The following is a 14803-nucleotide window of genomic DNA, read 5'->3' as shown; positions in this document are numbered from 1 at the left end:
TTTTCTTGACGCACACGGCGCACGCTGCCGCCGTGTGCGCCTGCACACGCGTCTGCCGTTGTCTTCAAGATACGCGCGATCCTGCGCGGAAGCATCCCTCCGACGCGAGCGTTGGCCATTCGGCCGAGTGTTCGCCGCGATCGGCGCTCGCGACAATTCTTCCGACATCAAGCGCCCGAACGGTTCGGTGCGCGATCGAATGGAAGGAGCGGTCATGAGCAAGGAAAACATGCTGCGCGGCACGATGCTGACGGTCACGCGGCGCTACGCGGCGGGCATCGACGTGAGCGAGGACGCGGTGCGCCTCGCCATCGTGAGCAGGCGGTTGAGGGCGAATGCGGCGGTGTGCGTCGAGCATCTGGAGTCGGTGGCGCTGCCGTCGGGTGCGGTGGTCGGCGGCGATTTCGTCGATCGCGCGCCTATCGTCGCGGCGTTGCGCGAGGCGTTCGGGCGGCTGCCGGAAAGCGGCGCTTGGCGTGCGCTGCGTTGCGCGATGGGCTTGCCGTCGTCGGCGACGCTTACGACGCAAGTTCCGCTCGCCCGACTCATCGACACCCACGAGCAGCTCGCAGCCCCGATCGGCGGCGATCCGCGCGGCTTGCTCGAGCCGGCCGTACTCGCCGAAGCCGAGCGCGCGGCGGGCATCGAACGCGGCGCGCTGGCGGTCGACTGGTCCGTGCAGACGCGGGAAGACGGCGACGCGCTGGTCGCGATAGCGGCGACGGCGCGGCGACACGTCGAGGCGCGAGTCGAGACCGCGGCGGAGGCGGGCATCGCGCTATCGGCCATCGACAGCGAGCCGGCCGCCGCATTGCGCGCGATGCGCCATGCAGGTTCCGTCGAACTGGACGCCGACGCGCGCTATCTCGTCTGCTGGCTGGAAAGCAGCGGCTTGCACGGCTGGCTCGTCGGCTCGCGCGGCGTCGAAAACGAAGTCCGGTATCCCGCGCCCGAGCATCGGAGCATTTCGGACGCGTTGCACGAACTCGCTGGCGAACACGCGCCGCTCGATTGCATCTACGTCGGCGGGCAGATCGAGTTGATGGCGCACGCGGGCCTTCCGCTTCCCGTGCTCGGCAAGACTTTCGGCTGCGCGGCATTGCCGTTCGAAGCCGCGCCGTATTGCAACGGGGTGGCCGAGATTCAGACGGTGCACAAGCATTCGCCGCGTTTCGCGGTTGCGGTAGGCCTGGCGTTGCGCGAGGTGATGCAATGAACGCTGCCATGCTCGACGGATTCAATCTGTTGCCTTATCGCGCGCGAAAGCGACGCGAGCTACGGCGGCAGCGGCTCGCGCTGATCGGCGCGGTGACGCTCGCGGGCTGCGCGGCCGTTGGCGCCGTCGCTGGCCGCGACTTGTTCGAGCGCGCGCGACTGGATGAACGGCGTGTCGCGCTGGAGACGTCGCTGCGTGCTTCGAGCGCGCAGATCGACGAACACGCACGGCTCGTGCGCGCAGAAAGCGAACGGCGGCGCGCGCGTGAGGCCGCGCAGCCGTTGGCGTTGCCGCGCGAGCGTTTCCTCGCGCTGCTCGAAGCGCTCGCCGACTCGCCTCTTCAACGCGGCGTCGCGCTTCAACGCGTGTCGCAGCGAACGAATGAGGTCGAGCTGGCGGCGCTCGCACCCGATTCGCAGGCAGCGTCGCAATGGCTCAAGCGGCTGGAGCGCCTGCGCGGCGTGCAGGCGGTGGAAGTGATCGAAATGAAACGGCGCGCGAACGGAATTCCGTCGACGCAGCCTGCCAGGCGCGCTGCATCGACGGCCTCCGACGAGCACGCCGCGCGATTCGAGTTCGTCGCGCTGGTGCGCTATGCGCCGGATCATTCGCGCGATGAAACGGCGTCGCGTCAGGCACGTCCGGTTTTGGCGGCAACGCAGGGGGAACGCCCATGAGCACGATTCCGATGAACATCGCCATGAAGACGCGCTCGCGCGGCGCGCTCTCCATCCTGCAACCGCTTGACGAATGGTCGTGGCGACGGACCGCGTGTGTCGCGCTCGCGTTGAGTGTCGTCGTGTTTGCGTTCGGCCTGCGCGCGTGGCGCATGTCGGACGCGAGCCGGCTCGATGAAAGCCGCGTCGCGTTGGCCGCGGCACAAGCGAAGGCGCAGGACGCGGCGCGCATTGCCGACGAACTGTCCGGCTTGCGAGCGCGCGCGTCGTCGGGGCGCCTCGATCCGGAGCACTGGAGCGCCGCCGACGCGTTGCGCGCGGTCGCGGATCTGGCCGCCCAGAGCGGCGTGTGCGTCGCGGACATCGAGCCTGTCGCCGTCAAGGGCGGGGCGCCGAAGCAGCGAGAGCCGTTTCCTGAGCGCGCGCTCAAGCTGCGCGCGGACGGCAGCTTCGCGGAGCTACGGCGCTTTCTCGATGCGCTCGCCGGCCTGCCGCGACTCGTCGTTCCCGAGAACGTGCAGATCAAGCGGCAGGCGAACGCGCTCGCCATCGAAGCGACATTGCGCATCTTCGAAACGTTGCCGGCGGTCGCGCCCGCCGCAGTGTCGCGCGCCAACGCGTTCGTCATCGATCCGTTCGGCAGCGCGGACGCCGCCGCGCAGGGAAGCGACATGCTGCTGGTGGGCACGTTCGTCGCACGGCGTCGCGCGATGGCGCTTTTGCAAAGCGGCCGCGACGTCGACAGCTTCGCGCCGGGGCAGAAAATCGGCGACGAACGGCTCGGGCGCGTCGTGCCGCGCGCAATCGAACTCGCCCGAGAAGACGGCATGTCGCGCAAGCTGACTTTCGCGGAGGATCGCACGTGAGCCGGTTCGCGAAGCTTTCATGCAGATTCATCGGAATGGCGGCTGCGCTGTCGATGTCTGCGCACACGGCGTTTGCCGCCGATAGCGCCGATGCGATCGTCCCGCCGCTACCGCCGCTGCCCGCATCGTTCGACGCGCAGGCTGTCGACCCGCCTATCGTCGCGACGTCCGACGCGCAGCCCGCGAAGCCCGCGGCGGAGCAGGCGGAAACGGAGAAGACAGAAACGGCAGAGGCGCTGGAAGGCCCGCCCATGCCTTTGCCGAAACTCGAGCGTCTGAGCGACGCATCGCAGAGCGACGACGACGGCAAGCCGATCACGCTCGATCTGAAAAACGCCGACTTGAGCGCCGCGCTGCACGCATTCGCGCGCTTCACCGGCCTGAACATCGTCGCGAGCGAAAAGGTGCGTGGACAAGTGTCGATGAATCTCGTCGCCGTGCCGTGGCGGCGCGCGTTCGACACGTTCCTCGAAGTCCACGGACTCGCGATGGAGCGGCACGGCAATGTCATTTGGGTCGCGCCGCTCGCGGAACTGGCGGCGCGCGAGAAGCTGCGGTTCGAGGCCCACGCGCGCGCCGCGGACCTCGAGCCGCTCGCGAGCCGTACGTTCGTGCTGCGTTATTCGCGCGCGGAAGAGCTGCGCAAGATGCTGTCCGGCTCGGGCAGCCAGCGCGTGCTGTCGAAGCGCGGTTCCGCCATCTCCGATGCGCGCACGAATCTGCTCTTCATCACCGATCTCGACGCTCGCGTGCGGCAGATCGCCGAACTCGTCGCGCTGATCGACAAGCCGACGCCGCAGGTGATGATCGAGGCGAAGATCGTCGAGGGCGAGGCGGGACTGTCGCGCAATCTCGGCGTCAAGCTGGGCATCGCGGCGCAGAACGATCCGGCGACCGGGTTCGCGGGCGGCGCGGACGGTGTGGTATACGATTTGTCGGCGGGGCCGATCAACGGTTTCGACGCGGCGACGGCCGGGCTCACGTTGTTCGTCGCGCAGGCCACCCGGCTGCTCAACGTGCAACTGAGCGCGCTGGAGGCGCAAGGGCGCGGACAAATCGTTTCGCGGCCGCGCGTCGTGACGGCGGACCGCGTGAAGTCGATCGTCGAGCAGGGCATGGAAGTGCCGTATCAGGCGAAGGTTGGCAATGGCATGTCGGGCGTGCAGTTTCGGCGCGCAACGCTCAAACTGGAGGTTGAGCCGCAGATCACGCCGCATGGCCACGTCATTCTCGATCTCGACATCACGAAAGACAGTGTCGGCGAGCAGACGGCGAACGGGCCGGCAATCCATACCAAGCATATCCAGACGCGCGTGGAAGTGGAAAACGGCGGCACCGTGGCGATCGGCGGCATTTATTCCGATGACGAACACGAAGACACGACCGGCGTGCCGGGACTGTCGAAATTGCCGCTGATCGGCTGGCTGTTTCGCAACGACGCGCGGCGCAGCTCGAAGAGCGAGCTCGTCATTTTGATTACGCCGCATGTGATCGCGTCGAGCGGCTAGGCCCGTCACGAGGGCCGCGAAACTCGACAAAGCGGGCGGTTTGCCCTTAAGCTGCCGCACGAACAAATTGCATCGAACTGGAAGGAAACCGAGTTGCAGGAAGGGCACGCGAACGCGAACATTTTTTTCGTCGGACTCATGGGGGCGGGTAAAACCACCGTGGGACGTGCGGTTGCGCGCCGTCTGCAGCGCTCCTTCATCGATTCGGATCATGAGATCGAGGCGCGCACGGGCGCCCGCATCCCGGTGATCTGGGAACTCGAGGGCGAAGCGGGTTTCCGCCAGCGCGAGGCGAACGTCATCGACGAGCTGTCGCAGCGCGATGGCATCGTGCTCGCGACGGGCGGCGGCGCGGTGCTGCGCCCCGACAATCGCGAACATCTGAAGAATCGCGGCATCGTCATCTATCTGCGCGCCAATCCGCACGATCTCTGGCAGCGCACACGGCGCGACAAGAATCGCCCGCTGCTGCAGACCGAAGATCCGCGCGGCAAGCTCGAAGCGCTCTTTCAGGCGCGCGATCCGCTGTACCACGAATGCGCGCATTTCGTCGTGGAAACCGGACGGCCGACCGTGAACGCGCTCGTCAATATGGTCCTGATGCAACTGGAGGTCGCCGGCGTCGTCAAACCGGCCTGAAGATCACATGTCCGCCATGATTACCGTCAACGTCGAACTGGGCGAGCGCGCCTATCCCATTCATATCGGTGCAGGGCTGATCGGCCGCACCGAGCTCTTTGCTCCGCACATCAAGGGCGCGTCCGTGGCGATCGTCACGAACTCGACCGTCGATCCGCTCTACGGCGAGCAGTTGCGCGCGGCTCTCGCGCCGCTCGGCAAGAAAGTCACGACCGTCGTGCTTCCGGACGGCGAAGCGCACAAGAACTGGGAAACGCTCAACACGATCTTCGACGCGCTCTTGACCGAGCGCGCCGACCGCAAGACGACGCTGATCGCGCTAGGCGGCGGCGTCGTCGGCGACATGACGGGCTTCGCGGCCGCATCGTATATGCGCGGCGTGCCGTTCATCCAGGTGCCGACCACGCTGCTCTCGCAAGTGGATTCGTCGGTGGGCGGCAAGACGGGCATCAATCATCCGCTCGGCAAGAACATGATCGGCGCGTTCTATCAGCCGCAAGCGGTAATCGCGGACATCGGCGCGCTGCACACCTTGCCGGAGCGCGAGCTGGCGGCGGGCATCGCGGAAGTCATCAAGACGGCCGCCATCGCGGACGCCGAATTCTTCGACTGGATCGAAAGCAATATCGACGCGCTGAATCGCCGCGACGACGACGCCCTCGCGCACGCGGTGAAGCGTTCGTGCGAGATCAAGGCGTCGGTGGTGGCATCCGACGAGCGCGAGGGCGGGCAGCGCGCGATTCTCAATTTCGGCCATACGTTCGGTCATGCGATCGAAGCCGGTCTCGGCTACGGCGAATGGCTGCACGGCGAGGCGGTCGGTTGCGGCATGGTGATGGCGGCGGATTTGTCCGTGCGCCTCGGCAGGCTCGACGAAGCCGCGCGCCAGCGTCTCGTGCGCGTGATCGAAGCGGCGAAGCTGCCGGTCACGGCGCCGAAGCTCGGCGACGACCGCTACGTCGATCTGATGAAGGTCGACAAAAAGGCCGAAGCCGGTGAAATCAAATTCATTTTGCTGACTCGCTTCGGCGCGACCGAGATCACGAGCGCGCCAGATCAGGCCGTGCGCGCGACGCTCGCAGCCAGCGTCTGATCCGCGCGAGCGGCGGCCAGAACCATGACGATGCGGAGCAGCCGGTGAGCGAAGAAGAGCATCAAGTTTTGCCGGGCGCGCCGTCGACGCTCGCGCTCGAAGCGCATCTCGCGGCGTACGCCGCGCACGCGTCGCAATCGCGCGGACGGCGTTTCGCCGAAGCGCCCCCGGCGGCGCGCACCGAGTTCCAGCGAGATCGCGACCGCATCGTGCATTCGACCGCGTTTCGGCGGCTCGAATACAAGACGCAGGTCTTCGTCAATCACGAAGGCGACCTGTTTCGCACGCGCCTCACGCACAGCCTCGAAGTCGCGCAGATCGCGCGTTCCGTCGCGCGCAATCTGCGGCTGAACGAGGATCTCGTCGAAGCCATTTCGCTCGCGCACGATCTCGGCCACACGCCGTTCGGTCACGCCGGACAGGACGCGCTGCACGACTGCATGCGCGATCACGGCGGCTTCGAGCACAACCTGCAAAGCCTCGCGGTGGTCGATCAGCTCGAAGAGCACTACGGCGCGTTCAACGGCCTGAACCTGTGCTTCGAGACGCGCGAAGGCATTCTCAAGCATTGCTCGCGCGAGAACGCGCGCAAGCTCGGCGATCTCGGCGAGCGCTTTCTCACGGGCAAGCAGCCTTCCCTCGAAGCGCAGATCGCCAATGTCGCCGATGAAATCGCGTACAACAATCACGATGTCGACGACGGCCTGCGCTCCGGCCTCATCACGCTCGAGCAGCTTGCCGAAGTGAGCCTCTGGCACACGCATTTCGACGCGGCGCGCGCGGAGTATCCGGACATCGAAGGGCGCAGGCTCATTCACGAAACCATCCGCCGCATCATCAATACGCTGATCGTCGATCTGATCGAGGCGACGAGCCGCAATCTCCAACGCGTCGCGCCGCAATCGCTCGACGACGTGCGCAACGCGCCCACGCTCGTCGCGCACAGCGATGAAGTCGCGGCACAGGCGGCGCAACTCAAGCGTTTCCTGTTCAAGAACCTGTACCGGCACTATCGCGTGATGCGTATGGCCAACAAGGCGAAGCGCGTCGTGACGGGCCTTTTCGAAGCCTTCTCCGACGATCCGCGTCTCTTGCCGCCCGCGTATCAGGCGCGCGGACCGGTGACGGAGGAATCGGCGAACGACGCGGCTTCGTCGAGCCACGACAGTTCGCAGGCGCGGCTCATCGCGCATTACATCGCCGGAATGACGGACCGTTACGCATTGAAGGAATATCAACGACTGTTTGTCATCGATAACAATTAACTTATAACGTTTCATACGGAGACTCATCGATGGTCCGCAAGCCCCTGTTTCGCCTGGTCACGACCGCTGCCGCCTTGACGTTCGGCGTCAGCACCGCCGCGCACGCCGCGACGGAAATCCAGTTCTGGCACGCGATGGAAGCCGCGCTCGGCGAGCGCGTGAACGACATCGCCAACGATTTCAACAAGTCTCAGAGCGATTACAAGATCGTCCCGGTGTTCAAGGGCACGTATGACCAGGCGCTCGCAGCGGGCATCGCGGCGTATCGCAGCGGCAATGCGCCCGCGATCCTGCAAGTCTACGAAGTCGGCACCGCGACGATGATGCAGGCGAAAAAGGCCGTCATCCCGGTCTCCGACGTGTTCAAGCAGGCCGGCGTGCCGCTCGACGAAAAGGCGTTCGTGCCGACCATCGCCGGTTACTACAGCGACGCCAAGACCGGCCATCTCATCTCGATGCCGTTCAACAGCTCGACGCCCGTTCTCTACTACAACAAGGACGCGTTCAAGAAGGCCGGCCTCGATCCGAACCAGCCGCCGAAAACCTGGGCCGATGTCGAAGCCGACGCGAAGAAGCTGAAGGCCGCGGGCTATTCGTGCGGATATTCGTCGGGCTGGCAGAGCTGGATTCAGCTCGAGAACTACAGCGCGTGGCACGCCGCGCCGTTCGCGACGAAGAACAACGGCTTCGACGGCCTCGATGCGAAGCTCGAATTCAACAAGCCGCTGCAGGTCGCGCACATCCAGTTCCTGCAAAACATGGCGAAGGAAGGCACGTTCACGTATGTCGGCCGGAAGGACGAGCCGGTGTCGAAGTTCTATAGCGGCGATTGCGGGATCATCACGAATTCGTCGGGTTCGCGCGCGACCATCGCGAAATTCGCGAAGTTCGATTACGGCGTCGGCATGATGCCGTACGACGCGAATGTGAAAGGCGCGCCGCAGAACGCGATCATCGGCGGCGCGAGTCTGTGGGTTCTGGCGGGCAAGGATACGGCCGTCTATAAGGGCGTCGCCAAGTTCCTCGCGTATCTCGCGACGCCGGAAGTGGCGGCGAAGTGGCATCAGGACACGGGCTATCTGCCGGTCACGCAGGCCGCGTACGAGCTCACGCAAAAGCAGGGCTTCTACGACAAGAATCCCGGCGCGGACATCGCGATCAAGCAGATGCTGAACAAGCCGCCGCTCGCGTACACGAAGGGCCTGCGCCTCGGCAACATGCCTCAGATCCGCACGATCGTCGACGAAGAGCTCGAGCAAGTTTGGGCCGAGAAGAAGACGCCGCAACAGGCGCTGGACGCGTCGGTGCAACGCGGCGACGAACTGCTGCGCCGCTTCGAGAAGGCGGGCAATTAAGGTCACGCGCCCGCGTGTAGAAGCGCGGGCGCTTCCGGGAAATCAAAGCATGGAAAAGCGCTCTCGTTTCGATACGAGCGTCTTGCCGTATCTGCTCGTCGCGCCACAACTCGCGATCACCGCGCTGTTCTTTCTCTGGCCCGCGGGCGAAGCGCTCTGGCAGGCCACGCAAAGCCAGGATGCGTTCGGCACGTCGAGCGAGTTCGTCGGCCTGCAGAACTTCAAACAGCTGTTCGCCGATCCGCTCTACCTGTCGTCGTTCAACACGACGATGATCTTCTGCGCGCTCGTCACCGTGTCGGGCCTCGTGATCTCGCTTCTGCTCGCCGCGTGCGCCGATCGCGTGACGCGCGGCGCGAAGGCGTATCAGACGCTGCTCATCTGGCCGTATGCGGTCGCGCCCGCGATCGCCGCCGTGCTGTGGTCGTTCCTGTTCAATCCGAGCATCGGGCTCGTGACGTATGCGCTGGCGAAGCAGGGCGTCATCTGGAATCACGCGTTGAACGGCACGCAGGCCATGTTCCTCGTCGTGCTCGCGTCGGTGTGGAAGCAGGTCAGCTACAACTTCCTGTTCTTCTATGCGGGTCTTCAGGCGATCCCGAAATCGCTGATCGAAGCCGCCGCCATCGACGGGGCCGGTCCGGTGCGCCGCTTCTTCGGCATCGCGCTGCCGCTCCTGTCGCCGACGTCGTTCTTTCTGCTCGTCGTGAATCTCGTCTACGCGTTCTTCGATACGTTCCCCGTCATCGACGCCGCGACCGGCGGCGGTCCCGCGCAATCGACCAAGACGCTCATCTACAAGATCTTCGCGGAAGGCTTCCAGGGACTCGACATCGGCAGTTCGGGCGCGCAGTCGGTCGTGCTGATGGTGATCGTCGTCGTGCTCACCGTGGTCCAGTTCCGCTTCGTCGAACGCAGGGTGCAATACTCATGATCGAAAACCGTCGCGGCTTCGATATCTTCTGTCACGCGGTGCTGTTGCTCGGCGTCGCGCTGATCGTGTTTCCTGTGTACGTCGCGTTCTGCGCGGCCACGATGAATTCGAAGGAAGTGTTCAGCGTGCCGCTCTCGCTCGTGCCGAGCACGCATCTGTTCGAGAACATCGCGTATATCTGGGCGCACGGCAGCGGCAACGCGGCCGCTCCCTTCGGACGCATGCTGGCGAACAGTCTCGTGATGGCGCTGGTCATCTCCATCGGCAAGATCGCGGTGTCGATCGTGTCCGCCTATGCAATCGTCTTCTTCCGCTTTCCGCTGAAGAACCTCGCGTTCTGGCTCATCTTCATCACGCTGATGCTTCCCGTCGAAGTGCGTATCTTCCCGACGGTGCAAGTCGTTTCGTCGATGCATCTGTCGAACACGTATGCGGGATTGACGCTGCCGCTGATCGCCTCCGCAACGGCTACGTTCCTCTTCCGACAGTTCTTCATGACGCTGCCCGACGAACTGATGGAAGCGGCGCGCATCGACGGCGCGGGGCCGCTGCGTTTCTTCTGGGACGTTGTGCTGCCGCTTTCGAAGACCAACATCGCGGCGCTTTTCGTCATCACGTTCATCTACGGCTGGAATCAATATCTCTGGCCGATTCTCATCACCAACGAAGTGTCGCTGCAGACGGCGGTGGTCGGCATCAAGAGCATGATCGCGTCCGGCGACACAGCGACCGAATGGCACTACGTGATGACCGCGACGCTGCTCGCGATGCTGCCGCCGCTCGCGGTGGTCCTGACGATGCAGCGCTGGTTCGTGCGCGGACTCGTCGATTCCGAGAAATAAAACATGGCTGCATTGAATCTAAAAAGCGTCAAGAAAACATACGACGGCTCGAACTACGTACTGCACGGCATCGACGCCGCGATCGAGGACGGCGAATTCGTCGTGATGGTGGGGCCGTCGGGCTGCGGAAAGTCGACCTTGCTGCGCATGGTCGCGGGGCTCGAAAGCGTGTCCGAAGGCGCGATCGAAATCGGCGGCAAGGTCGTGAACAAGCTGGAGCCGAAGGATCGCGACATCGCGATGGTTTTTCAGAACTACGCACTTTATCCGCACATGAGCGTCGCGCAGAATATGGCGTACGCGCTGAAGATCGGCGGCGCGGACAAGAAGACCATCGAGTCGCGCGTCGCGAATGCCGCGCGTATCCTCGAACTCGAACATCTGCTCGAACGCAAGCCGCGCGAATTGTCGGGCGGTCAGCGGCAGCGCGTTGCAATGGGCCGCGCGATTGTCCGCGAGCCGGCGGTGTTCTTGTTCGACGAACCGTTGTCGAATCTGGACGCCAAGCTGCGCGTGCAGATGCGCCTCGAAATTCAGCGGCTGCACGCGCGTCTCGCGACCACGAGCCTTTACGTTACGCACGATCAGATCGAAGCCATGACGCTCGCGCAGCGCGTCATCGTGATGAACAAGGGTCACGCGGAGCAGATCGGCGCGCCGACCGAAGTGTACGAACGCCCGGCAACCGTATTCGTGGCGAGCTTCATCGGATCGCCGGCGATGAATCTGCTCGAAGGACGTCTGTCCGAAGACGGATCGACTTTCGAGATCGCGGGCGGCGGTCCGAAGCTGCCGGTCGCGGGCGCGAATGGCGTGACGAGCGCGATGCACGGGCGCGAGTGGATCGTGGGCATTCGTCCCGAGCACATGACGCCCGGCAACGAGAACGCGCCAAGCGCCACGCTCGATGTGGATTCGGCTGAACTGCTTGGCGCGGACAATCTCGCGCACGGCAAGTGGGGCAAGCACGACGTCGCAGCGCGCTTGCCGCATGAGCATCGCCCGCAGCGTGGCGAGCGGTTGAGCGTATCGTTGCCCGCGCGGCATCTGCATTTTTTCGATCCGGCAACGCGACTGCGCGCGAACTAAAGGAGGCGATGCGATGAGAACCTGGCCTTATCCCGCGATCGTCGCGCATCGCGGCGGCGGCAAACTCGCGCCGGAGAACACGCTCGAAGCAATCGACGTGGGCGCGCGCTTCGGCCACAAGATGATCGAGTTCGACGCGAAGCTTTCTGCTGACGACATCGTCTTCCTGCTGCACGACGACGCGGTCGATCGAACGTCGAACGGACGCGGCGCGGCAAAAGCGATGACCTACGCGCAGTTGCGCGCGCTCGATGCAGGCACCTGGTTCGGCGCCGAATTCGCAAACGCGCGTATGCCGACGCTCGCCCAAGTGCACGAGCGATGCGTGAAGCATGGGCTTGCGGTGAACATCGAGATCAAGCCGAGTCAGGGGCGCGACGTGGAAACAGGCGTGCTCGTCGCGCGTGAGGCGGCGCACTTGTGGGCAGACGCTGAAGTTGCGCCGCTGATGTCGTCGTTCTCGTATGCGGCGCTGGAAGCCGCACGCGACGTCGCGCCGAATCTTCCGCGAGGGATGCTTTACGAGCGCGTTCCCGTGAACTGGCGCGCGCAAACTTCAGCGTTATCGTGTGTGTCGCTGCACGCGAACCATCGCACGCTCGATGAAGCGCTCGTCGCGCAGATCAAGGATGCCGGCTTGCGCATTCTCGCCTACACGGTGAACGATCCGGCGCGCGCGCGGGTGCTCGCGCAATGGGGCGTCGATGCGATCTGCACGGATCGCATCGACATTATTGGCGCGGATTTTCTGGAGGCGTCGTAGGGTTGAAATGTCAGCGAACGCGAGCGAGCAGCACGCCCGCAACCAGCGCCAGCCCGCCAACCAATGCAATGGTTTGCCAGGGCTTTTCGTGAAGGAAGGCGTCGGCGTCTTCGAACGCTGCGCCCGCGCGCTCGCGAAGCGCCGCGTGCGTATCGTTCAGACGTGCGCGCGCGCTGACGAGCCGGTCGCTGATCTGCGCGCGTAGCGCAGCCGCATCGGCCGACGTGCCTTCGGCCAGGGTGTTTTCGAGTTCGCTGAGAAGGGTGCGCAGTTCGGAGCCGATATCCTCGGCTGCTTCGCGGCCATGCCGTGCCATGCGTCGTGCGCGGCGGCTCGTCGTGGTCCAGGAATCTCCGATGGCGTCTCGCGTATTAGGCAGTGCGTTCATAGATCGCTCCGTCGATGGATGAGTCGTGGATAGCCCGCGCGAGGTGGCGGGGAAACTTATCATGTAGCAAATTCGATGCCGATGCTTCGACGTTGCGCAAAGCTTCGGTAAGCGCGACCGCGAAACACATTCCGCGCGCGATCGCGCGTAAGAACTGCAAGCAAACCGCTTTTACGAAGGTCACATTTACAAGGGCGATGCAAAAAGTAACGCCGGCATATGTGAATCATGCCGGCGTTATCTCTCTTTTTATGGCGCTTATATCGTCGTTACATGCTTGTGAGCAGTCTCACTTCAGAATCGATAGCCCACTCGCAAATATGTGACGATCGGGTTCAGCGTGATTTTCGCCTGCGATTGAACGTTGAGCGTGCCGACAGGCGTTTGAGCCTGCGTGTTCAACTTCGCGGTGGCCTTCAACGGAATGAACGACACGGAAAATCCGGCGAACCAGTGCTCCGTGAAATTGTAGGTTGCGCCGACATTAAACACGGGCGCCCACGAACTATCCGTGTCGACGGTGGTCGGACCATGCAGGACCGAGCCTTCGAATTGCTGATTCGTGATCTGCGCGTCGGTAAACCAGGTGCGCGTCACGCCAAGACCCACGAACGGACGGAACTTCGCCGTGGGAGCATTGAAGAAGTATTTGAATAGCAGCGTCGGGCTCCACTGCTTCGCGCTGCCGAGCTTTCCGTACTGGGACAAGGTGCCCTTGCCTTCGAGATCGAACGTGGGCGGCACGCCCATTTCGAGTTCGGCGGCAATGTGGTCGGTCGCGAAGTAGCCCAACGTGAAGCCGGCGGTGTCGGCGCTCGAAATGCCTGCGCCTGTGCCGGGAACGTCGATATTGACCGGAGATCCGCCTACACTTGTTTCTTTGAGCGGACCACTACTGTCTTGCGGGGCGAAGTGAAACCAGCCTGCTGTTGCATAGAAGGATCCAGCAGATTGCGCATGTGCCGCGGTGGACACACACGCTAATGCCGCGATCCCCGTGATGACTTGTTTTATTTTCAATTTGTGCTCCTCCGAAAAAGCACGCTCATTATGAACACAAGATTTCACATTAACCATAGCGGTGCCGTAGAGCATTCTCCCTAGGGCAAAGAGCGGCTTTGGGGTCTGGTTGCACGGCAATTGCATGTGTTCTCTCCACGCTGCCGCAACGGCTCCAAAAGGTCCCCGAACGGGGTAACACAAACGCGACCAACGGAAAATCCAGAATGGCACGGCTTGCACGACTCTACGTTCCCGAACAGCCGCAGCATGTCATCCTGCGTGGTCTCGACCAGCAACCCGCCTTCGTCGACGACCAGGACTACGAGCTCTTCATCGACTGCTTGAGGACTGCTTCACGTGATCATCACCTCTCTATCCACGCCTATGCGCTGATGCCGCAGGCGGTACATCTGCTCGTCACGCCGCGCGACGAATCCAGTCTGCCCAAAGCGATGCAAGCGGTGGGACGTCGTTACGTGGCGCACTTCAATCGCCGATACATGCGACGCGGCACGCTCTGGGAAGGCCGCTATCGCGCGACGGTCATCGAGGGCGAACGATACTTTCTGCTCGCCACGCGCGTCGTAGAAATGGCGCCCGTGCGCGCGCAACTGGTCGCGGCGCCGCAGGACTACAAATGGTCCAGCTTCCGTCATCACATCGGGCTCACGCTCGATAGCCTCATCACCGACCATCCGCTGTTCTGGTCACTCGGCAATACGCCGTTCGAACGCCAGCACGCCTACAAGGAACTGTGCGAGCAACCGCCCGATGAGCGCGAGGCCAACCGTCTCCTGCAAGCGACACTTAAAGGCTGGGTGCTCGGCAGCGATGCCTATCGGGAATGGGCGTCGCATGCTGCCAACCGCCGGGTGTCGCCGCTGCCGCGGGGACGTCCGCGCAAGATTCGCGAAACTCCACAGACTCAATAACGGCCTTCACGGGCGTTCCTGAAGCAAAAAACGAAACGGCGTCTCGAATTTTCCGAGTCTCGCCGTTTCTTTTTGACTGCCGGCGATGCGGCCCCAATATATTGGGGCACATTTGCACCATATCGATAATCGGTGTCAGATCATCAAGTTTTATTTGCCATCGCTTTGATTCGTCGCGTATATTTCGATTTCCGGCAATTGCCGCGGTGCAGCGTGCCGCGCACGACCGTGCTT

The 14803-nt window shown here is 63.6% G+C and carries 15 protein-coding genes; 13 read left to right on the top strand and 2 right to left on the bottom strand.

The annotated features are described in order from the left end of the window. Positions 1 to 214: 214 nt before the first annotated feature. From pilM to ugpQ, 12 genes are all read left to right on the top strand, one after another. Positions 215 to 1216, top strand: a complete 1002-nt coding sequence (pilM, locus tag NCS03_RS12725) for a type IV pilus biogenesis protein PilM (RefSeq protein ID WP_175983049.1) — start codon at positions 215 to 217, stop codon at positions 1214 to 1216. Next, a complete protein-coding gene (locus NCS03_RS12720) occupies positions 1213 to 1893 on the top strand; it encodes a PilN family protein (RefSeq protein ID WP_033536969.1) in 681 nt (226 codons plus the stop codon). Before pilM ends, NCS03_RS12720 begins: the two co-directional genes overlap by 4 nt. Continuing rightward, entirely contained in the window at positions 1890 to 2759 is an 870-nt protein-coding gene (locus NCS03_RS12715; RefSeq protein ID WP_250529236.1) for a type IV pilus inner membrane component PilO, read from the top strand. The genes NCS03_RS12720 and NCS03_RS12715 overlap by 4 nt, the downstream gene beginning before the upstream one ends. 53 nt (positions 2760 to 2812) lie before the next feature. Continuing rightward, positions 2813 to 4267, top strand: a complete 1455-nt coding sequence (locus NCS03_RS12710) for a type IV pilus secretin PilQ (RefSeq protein WP_250529235.1) — start codon at positions 2813 to 2815, stop codon at positions 4265 to 4267. Between the two features lie 93 nt (positions 4268 to 4360). Beyond that, positions 4361 to 4906, top strand: coding sequence for a shikimate kinase (locus NCS03_RS12705; RefSeq protein ID WP_008344080.1), 546 nt, complete (start codon positions 4361 to 4363; stop codon positions 4904 to 4906). Positions 4907 to 4922: 16 nt separating this feature from the next. Continuing rightward, complete coding sequence (gene aroB, locus NCS03_RS12700) at positions 4923 to 5999, top strand: 3-dehydroquinate synthase (protein ID WP_034473117.1); 1077 nt, start codon at positions 4923 to 4925, stop codon at positions 5997 to 5999. Positions 6000 to 6043: 44 nt separating this feature from the next. Further along, positions 6044 to 7264 carry a deoxyguanosinetriphosphate triphosphohydrolase gene (locus NCS03_RS12695; protein ID WP_250435266.1) on the top strand — a complete coding sequence of 407 codons (1221 nt, stop codon included), beginning with the start codon at positions 6044 to 6046 and terminating at the stop codon, positions 7262 to 7264. Between the two features lie 29 nt (positions 7265 to 7293). Then, positions 7294 to 8619, top strand: a complete 1326-nt coding sequence (ugpB, locus tag NCS03_RS12690; RefSeq protein WP_250435264.1) for a sn-glycerol-3-phosphate ABC transporter substrate-binding protein UgpB — start codon at positions 7294 to 7296, stop codon at positions 8617 to 8619. Positions 8620 to 8668: 49 nt separating this feature from the next. After that, positions 8669 to 9553, top strand: a complete 885-nt coding sequence (ugpA, locus tag NCS03_RS12685) for a sn-glycerol-3-phosphate ABC transporter permease UgpA (RefSeq protein WP_008344088.1) — start codon at positions 8669 to 8671, stop codon at positions 9551 to 9553. Continuing rightward, positions 9550 to 10395, top strand: coding sequence for a sn-glycerol-3-phosphate ABC transporter permease UgpE (ugpE, locus tag NCS03_RS12680; protein ID WP_008344090.1), 846 nt, complete (start codon positions 9550 to 9552; stop codon positions 10393 to 10395). The genes ugpA and ugpE overlap by 4 nt, the downstream gene beginning before the upstream one ends. A 3-nt stretch (positions 10396 to 10398) precedes the next feature. Further along, positions 10399 to 11484 (top strand): sn-glycerol-3-phosphate import ATP-binding protein UgpC, encoded by a 1086-nt coding sequence (locus NCS03_RS12675; protein ID WP_008344091.1) that lies wholly within the window; start codon positions 10399 to 10401, stop codon positions 11482 to 11484. Positions 11485 to 11497: 13 nt separating this feature from the next. After that, the gene (gene ugpQ / locus NCS03_RS12670; protein ID WP_250529234.1) at positions 11498 to 12247 is read left to right on the top strand and encodes a glycerophosphodiester phosphodiesterase; all 750 of its coding nucleotides are present in this window, start codon (positions 11498 to 11500) and stop codon (positions 12245 to 12247) included. Between the two features lie 10 nt (positions 12248 to 12257). Here ugpQ and NCS03_RS12665 read toward each other — a convergent pair whose 3' ends face one another. Both NCS03_RS12665 and NCS03_RS12660 read right to left on the bottom strand, forming a co-directional pair. Next, positions 12258 to 12635: an ElaB/YgaM/YqjD family protein gene (locus NCS03_RS12665; RefSeq protein ID WP_033536968.1), complete on the bottom strand. Its 378-nt coding sequence runs from the start codon at positions 12633 to 12635 to the stop codon at positions 12258 to 12260. A 294-nt stretch (positions 12636 to 12929) separates the two neighbouring features. Next, a complete protein-coding gene (locus NCS03_RS12660; protein WP_034473121.1) occupies positions 12930 to 13655 on the bottom strand; it encodes an OmpW/AlkL family protein in 726 nt (241 codons plus the stop codon). Between the two features lie 206 nt (positions 13656 to 13861). On the opposite strand from NCS03_RS12660, the gene NCS03_RS12655 reads away from it, so the two are divergent. Continuing rightward, a complete protein-coding gene (locus NCS03_RS12655) occupies positions 13862 to 14569 on the top strand; it encodes a transposase (RefSeq protein ID WP_008344100.1) in 708 nt (235 codons plus the stop codon). The last annotated feature ends 234 nt before the right edge of the window (positions 14570 to 14803 follow it).

Source organism: Caballeronia sp. ATUFL_F1_KS4A (assembly GCF_023630905.1).
In the GTDB taxonomy this organism is placed as follows: domain Bacteria; phylum Pseudomonadota; class Gammaproteobacteria; order Burkholderiales; family Burkholderiaceae; genus Caballeronia; species Caballeronia zhejiangensis.
This window is presented reverse-complemented; position numbering and strand designations above follow the sequence as displayed.